This is a genomic window from Streptomyces sp. NRRL B-24572, assembly GCF_002156145.1.
GTDB classification, from domain to species: Bacteria; Actinomycetota; Actinomycetes; order Streptomycetales; family Streptomycetaceae; genus Streptomyces; species Streptomyces vietnamensis.
In genome coordinates, this window is sequence record NZ_MWIG01000848.1 from 1 (window position 1) to 2,429 (window position 2,429).

At 74.0% G+C, this 2,429-nt stretch carries 3 protein-coding genes; all 3 read left to right on the forward strand.

Translation table 11 applies throughout. The features are described 5' to 3' along the window. Positions 1–770, forward strand: a 770-nt coding sequence (locus tag CCN56_RS37100) for an iron ABC transporter permease (protein ID WP_086832114.1), incomplete at its 5' end; no start/stop codon positions are given. Between the two features lie 61 nt (positions 771–831). Further along, on the forward strand, positions 832–1,887 hold the full coding sequence (locus CCN56_RS37105; RefSeq protein WP_086832115.1) for an iron chelate uptake ABC transporter family permease subunit: 1,056 nt from the start codon (positions 832–834) through the stop codon (positions 1,885–1,887). Further along, positions 1,884–2,429 (forward strand): ABC transporter ATP-binding protein (locus CCN56_RS37110; protein ID WP_086832116.1); only part of this gene is annotated, 546 nt, incomplete at its 3' end. The genes CCN56_RS37105 and CCN56_RS37110, both read left to right, overlap by 4 nt.

The window sequence follows — 2,429 nt, forward strand, 5'->3', positions numbered from 1 at the left end:
CCGCCCTCCAGGGCATCACCCGCAACCCGATCGCCGACCCCGGCATCCTCGGCATCAGCCAGGGCTCCTCGGTCGCCGTCGTCCTCGCCATCGCCTTCCTCGGCATGCACGAGCTCAGCGGGTACGTGTGGTTCGCCTTCGCCGGCGCCGCCCTCGCCTCCGTCGCCGTCTACGCGATCGCCGCCGCCGGACGCGGCGGCGCCACGCCCGTGAAGCTGGCGCTCGGCGGCGCCGCGATCAACGCGCTGCTGCTCTCGATCACCACCGGCGTCCTCACCACCCGGGCCTCGGCGCTCGACGAGTTCCGGTTCTGGCAGATCGGCTCCCTCGACGGGCGCGACACCGAGATCGTCGGCCAGATCTGGCCCTTCCTGCTGCTCGGCACCGTCCTCGTCCTCTCCGTGGCCCGCGGCCTCGACGCGCTCGCGCTCGGCGAGGACGTCGCCAAGGGGCTCGGACAGCGCGTCGCGACCGTACGGATCGTGGGCGGGCTCGGCGCGACCGTCCTCACCGGCGCGGCCGTCGCCGCCGCCGGCCCCGTCGCCTTCGTCGGCCTCGCCGTCCCCCACATCGCGCGCGCGGTCGTCGGCTCCGACCACCGGTGGGTGCTCCCGATGGCCGCGATCGTCGGACCCGTGATGCTGCTCGTGGCCGATGTCGCCGGGCGGATCGTGTTCCCGCCGGGAGAGGTGCCGGCCGGGGTGATGACCGCGCTGATCGGCGTGCCGTTCCTGGTCACGCTCGTACGACGGAAGGCGGTGCCGGCATGACCGCGCCGCTGATCGGAGTACCGACCCCGGCCACGCCCGTACGACCGAAGGCGGTGCCCGCGTGAGCGCCGTGAATCTCCGGCCCGCCGGGTACGGGCTCGTGCGCGCCGGACGCGGGTCCTTCCTCGTCCACCGGCGCTCGGCCCTCGTCGCCGCGGCCCTCCTGCTGCTCCTGGGCGCGGCCTGCGTCGCGTACCTCTGCGTCGGCGAGAAGTCCGTCGCCCCGGGCGAAGTCGTACGGATCCTCCTCGGCGAGCCCTCGCCGTCCGCGTTCGTCGTCACGGAGCTGCGCGAGCCGCGCCTCGTCGTCGCCCTCGCCGTCGGCGCCGCCTTCGGCATCGCGGGCGGCCTCATCCAGACCGTGGCCCGCAACCCGCTCGCCTCCCCCGACATCATCGGCATCAGCCAGGGCGCCGGGGCCGTCACCGTCGCCGCGATGACCTTCGGCCTCGCCCCGTACACCGTCCTGCCGTACGTCTCCATCGCCGGCGGCATCCTCGCCGCCGCCCTCGTGTACGCCTTCGCCTGGCGCGGCGGGCTGCACGCGACCCGGTTCGTCCTCATCGGCATCGGCATCGCGATCGCGCTGCGGTCCCTCATCACGCTGTTCATGACGAAGGGCGACTACCTCGTCGCCCAGCAGGCCCAGATCTGGATGACCGGCTCCCTCAACGGGCGCGGCTGGGACGAGTCCGCGCCGATCCGCTGGACTCTGCTCCTGCTGCTGCCCGCCGTGCTGTGGGCGGCCCGCGCCCAGCGGACCGTCTCCCTCGACGACGACACGGCGACCGCGCTCGGCGTGCGGCTGGGCGGGGTCCGGCTCGGGCTCGTCGCGGTCGGCGTCGTCCTCGCGTCGGTGGCGACGGGCGTCGCCGGGCCGGTGGACTTCGTGGCGCTGCTCGCCCCGCAGATCGCCCGCCGCATGACCCGGACGGCGCAGATCCCGCTGCTCTGTTCCGCGCTCACCGGCGCGGTGATCGTGGTCGTCGCCGACCTGCTCGGCCGGCGCCTCTTCTCCCCCGTCGAACTGCCGGTGGGTGTCCTCACGGCGGCGGTCGGCGCCCCGTACCTGATCTGGCTCATCGTCCGGAGCCGAGCCGCTGGAGGTGCTTCGTGACCAGACTGCAGGCCCGTGAGCTGACGCTCGCCTACGAGGACCGCACCGTCGTCGAGGAGCTCGACCTCGCGATCCCCGACGGCAAGGTGACGGTGATCGTCGGCCCGAACGCGTGCGGGAAGTCCACGACGCTGCGGGCGCTGGGGCGGTTGCTGAAGCCGGCGGGCGGCGCCGTCCTCCTCGACGGCGAGTCGCTCGCGAAGCTGCCGACGAAGCGGATCGCCCGCTCGATCGGGCTGCTGCCGCAGACGCCCGTCGCGCCCGAGGCGATCACCGTCGCCGACCTGGTGTCCCGGGGCCGGCAGCCGCATCAGGCCTGGTGGAAGCAGTGGTCGGAGGAGGACGAACGGGCCGTCGCCGACGCCATGGAACGCACCGACGTCGCCGCGCTCGCCGACCGGTCCGTCGACGCGCTGTCGGGCGGGCAGCGGCAGCGGGTGTGGATCGCGATGGCCCTCGCGCAGGAGACGGACCTGCTGCTCCTCGACGAGCCCACCACCTACCTGGACATCTCCCACCAGGTGGAGGTCCTCGACCTGGTC